This is a genomic window from Actinomycetospora sp. 2LY8.5, from assembly GCF_057180585.1.
Genome location: NZ_JBXUHE010000093.1, coordinates 1 through 3,346, shown reverse-complemented (window position 1 = coordinate 3,346; position 3,346 = coordinate 1). Strand labels below are relative to the sequence as shown.

The window sequence follows — 3,346 nt, the reverse complement described above, 5'->3', positions numbered from 1 at the left end:
CCCACCCCACCCCCACACTGGCCCTCGAACCCCTACGGCCACCCCCTGACCAACCAGGGCTACCGCATCGTCGACACCCACGACCACGACCGCCCCGACTGGGTCCCCGGCGAACTCCTCATCACCGGCACCGGCCTCGCCACCGGCTACCGCGGCGACCCCGAACGCACCGCCACCAAATTCCCCACCCTCACCACCCCCCACGGCCCCCAACGCGTCTACCGCACCGGCGACCACGCCCGCTACTGGCCCGACGGCACCATCGAATTCCTCGGCCGCACCGACACCCAAATCAAAATCCGCGGCCACCGCACCGAACTCACCGACATCGAACACACCCTCGAAAAACACCCCCACATCCACCGCGCCGCCGCCACCGTGGTCGACGGTCCCTCGCGCCGGTTGGTCGCAGGGCTGGCGGAGACGGTGCGCGCCGGGGCGCCGGCCGCCCCTGCCGACACGTCGTGGCGGCACCAGTACCTCGAGCCGACCGACGATCACGCCGAGGACGACACCGACGAGACGGTCGGCGTGGTCGCCCGCTTCCTCCGGTCGATCCTCGACGAGCTGGGCGACGACACGCCTGCGGCCCTCCGCGCCGTCGACGTCGACCAGGCCCCGGTCATCGAGCTCTGGATCGAGTGGCTCGCCACCCACGCCGGCGGTGAGCCGTCGCGGCCGGCGGGTGTCCGTCGCGCCGCACACCCGATCGACGGGGAGCCCCTCGCCGACCTGCTCACGTCGCGCCGTCAGACGGTGCTCGAGATCCTGCGCGGCCGACGGGACCCGGCCGTGCTGCTCGACGACCCGGACCTCTCGCCCGAGGCACTCGGCACCCGCGGCACCGCCGACGCCCTCGCCGTCGACGACCTCGCCGCGCGCCTGCGCGACCTCGCCGCAGGCCTCGACCGGCCCCTGCGGGTCGTGGAGATCGCCGGCCGGACCGGCCGCGCCGCCGCACGCCTCCACGCCGCCGTGCCCGGAGCCGAGTACACGGTGCTCGAGTCGTCGGCGGCCCTGGCCGCGGCCGCCCGCGAGCGGCTCGCCGGCTCAGGTCTCGGCACCGACGTGCGCGTCGTCACCGACCCGGAGGTCCCGCGCGACCTCTACCGCCGGGCCGACGCCGTCGTGGCCGTGAACTCCCTCCACCTCGCCCCGGATCCCGCCGACCCCCTCGCCCTCGCGGCGACCGTCGCCGTCGACGGAGGCACGCTCCTCGCGGTCGAGCCGCCTGCCCTGACCCCGCTCGCGGTCGTCGTGGCCGGTCTGGCGAGCCGCGGGTTCAGCGGGCTCGACCGCGCCCGCCGGGAGCGTCGGTCACCGCTGCTCGCTCCTGCGCAGTGGGCGACGCTCGCCGCGAGCGCAGGCTTCGACCAGGTCACCGTGCCCGGGGGGAGCGCGGTCACGCTCCACGCCGTCCGTTCGGCCCGGCCCGCCCTGCCGCTGGAGGACCTCGACGCCTGGCTGGCCGAGCGCGTCCCCGACCACATGGTCCCGGACGAGGTCGTGGTGATCAGCCGGTTCCCGATGGGCGCCAACGACAAGGTGGATCTCGCCCGTGTGCGCTCCCTGCTCGGAGCCGGGGGCCGTGCCGACACCACGACGTCGGCTCCGCTGTGCGGCGAGCTCGAGGAGGCCGTCGGCGCGATCTGGCGTGAGGTCCTCGACGTCGACGACCTCGGCCGGGAGAGCAATTTCTTCGCCCTCGGTGGGGATTCGTTGTTGGCGACGCGGTTGGTGGCGCGGTTGCGCGCGGCCGGCTACGTCGGTGTGGAACTGGCGGGGCTGTTCACCCGCCCGACCATCGCCGAGTTCGCCACCACCCTCAGCGACCAGACCGACCACAACACCGCGGGACCCACCGCGGGACCCACCGTGGTACCCGATCCGGCCGGCCGCCACGAACCGTTCCCCACCACCGAGGTCCAACAGGCCTACCTACTGGGCCGCCAACCCGGATTCACCCTCGGCGGGGTCGGCTCGCACTACTACGTCGAGTTCGACGGCCACGACATCGACCTCGACCGCTACCAACACGCCTGGAACCTGCTCGTCGCCCGCCACGACGCCCTACGCACCGTGTTCCCCGACGAACACACCCAACACGTCCTGCCCACCGTCGAGGACTACCTCGTCGAGGTCACCCGCCCCGCCCCCGAGGACATCGACCAGGCCCACCACGCCCTGCGCGAAGCCATGTCCCACCAGGTCCTCGACCCCACCACCTGGCCCCTGTTCGACACCCGCGCCGTCGCCGCCCCCGACGGCACCACCCGCATCGCCATCAGCCTGGACAACCTCGTCCTCGACGGGCTGAGCATGATGATCGTCTTCTCCGAGCTCACCACGCTCTACCACGACCCCCACACCCCCCTGCCCCCACTCGAGATCACCTTCCGCGACTACCTCACCCAGCACCACCCCACCCCCGAGCAACTCGACACCAGCCGCACCTACTGGCGCCACCGCATCCCCGACCTACCCCCCGCACCCCAACTCCCCCTCAACCCCGACACCAACCCCACCACCAACCCCACCGCGCTCGTCCGACCCCGATTCACCCGCCGCCAACACCACCTCGACCCCACCCGCTGGCAACGCCTCCAACACCGCGCACGCACCCACGGCGTCACCCCCAGCGCCGTCCTGCTCACCGCCTACGCCGACACCCTCGCCACCTGGTCGGCCACCCCCGAACTCACCCTCACCCTCACCCTGTTCGACCGCCACGACGCCCACCCCCACATCCGCCACCTCCTCGGCGACTTCACCTCCCTGCTCCTCCTCGCCCACCACCCCCAACCCCACGACACCTGGCACACCCGCACCCACCGCCTCCAACACCAACTCTGGAACGACCTCGACCACACCCACACCAGCGCGGTCTGGGTCCTCCGCGAACTCGCCCACCACCACGCCACCCCCACCACCGCCATCCCCGTCGTGTTCACCAGCGCCCTCGGCGTCGACGACCGCGTGTCGATGGACGTCCCCTCGACGTTCCTGCGCCGGGTCTGGGGCGTGTCGCAGACACCGCAGGTCTGGCTCGACCACCAGGTCCACGAGTCGGACGGCGGCCTGCTCACCGCATGGGACGGCGTCGACGCGGTGTTCCGGGAGGGCGTCCTGGACGCGATGTTCACCGCGTACGTCGGTCTGCTGGAGAGACTGTCCGGCCCGGATGACGTCTGGAACGCGCCGGTCGTACCACTCATACCGGCGGATCAGGCTGCGGTGCGCGCGCGGGTCAACGACACCGCGGACTCCTCGATCCCCGACCGGCTGCTCCACGAGGGCCTGTTCGACTGGGCCACCCGGACCCCGGACGCGCCGGCGATCATCACCG

Annotated in this window: 1 protein-coding gene; it reads left to right on the top strand. The window is 72.6% G+C overall.

All coding sequences use genetic code 11. The features are described from left to right. Positions 1–3,346: condensation domain-containing protein (locus tag AC2A1K_RS35500; RefSeq protein WP_483901053.1), on the top strand; the 3,346-nt coding region annotated here is incomplete at both ends.